General features: G+C 54.7%; 1 protein-coding gene and 1 pseudogene. One reads left to right on the forward strand and one right to left on the reverse strand.

Going from position 1 to position 774, the window contains the following annotated elements; translation table 11 throughout:
* Nucleotides 1–284 (reverse strand): LysR family transcriptional regulator (locus tag BN2476_RS45080; RefSeq protein WP_235851271.1); only part of this gene is annotated, 284 nt, incomplete at its 3' end.
* Between the two features lie 275 nt (nt 285–559).
* On the opposite strand from BN2476_RS45080, the pseudogene BN2476_RS45085 reads away from it, so the two are divergent.
* Nucleotides 560–774, forward strand: a pseudogene (locus BN2476_RS45085) (nitrilotriacetate monooxygenase); the annotation flags it as partial.

Below are 774 nucleotides of genomic sequence, written 5' to 3' on the forward strand. Positions count from 1 at the left end.
CCGATCGAGACCCGTCCACGCTTAAGGCCACGAAGCTCCTCGACGTGGGAAAGCGCGGACGCAGCATTGCGCTCGAACTGCTGGATTGTTTCCAGCACTATCTGTCCTGCTTCGGTCAGGCGCATGCCGCGTGGCTGCCGCTCGAACAACGCGGCACCAAACTGTTCTTCGAGTTGCTGGATCTGGCGGGCGATTGCGGAAGGCGAAATATGCAGGTTGTCGGCAGCTCGACGGATTGAACCTTCCAGCGCCACCTCGCGCACATAGTGCATCAGCGGTGACATCAGTATCGTTCTCATGGACACAATGACGGATAGAGTTTGCACTACGGTCAATCTAGCGTTCACGAGCGCTCAAGAAAATCAGTGAATTTCGCGCATTCCGTTCGAATTTTTTGCTCACCGTGATCCGTTTGCGTGCTGCTATCAGTCAATCTGTTGTCGAGAACTCAACACTGCAAAGCAACAGGGTGTTCTGAATTGGTTGCTTGTCGTATTCCCAGAACGGATCAAATAATTCCATCACAATTCGTTCGGAGATAAACGTGGATAGGAAACGCATGATGAAACTTGGCGGACTCTTCCATCCCACGGGCAACCACATTGCCGCGTGGCTGAGTCCTGATTCCCAACTCGACGCGGGAAGCAACTTCCAGCACTATGTGAAACTGGCAAAAAAGGCTGAGGCCGCGCGGTTTGACCTGCTGTTTCTTGCCGATGCCGCAGCTGTGCGAGGCGGCGATCTAGCGGCGCTCTCGCGCTGGCCCCAGTACAT

The sequence above is a fragment of the Paraburkholderia piptadeniae genome (genome assembly GCF_900007165.1).
GTDB classification, from domain to species: Bacteria; Pseudomonadota; Gammaproteobacteria; order Burkholderiales; family Burkholderiaceae; genus Paraburkholderia; species Paraburkholderia piptadeniae.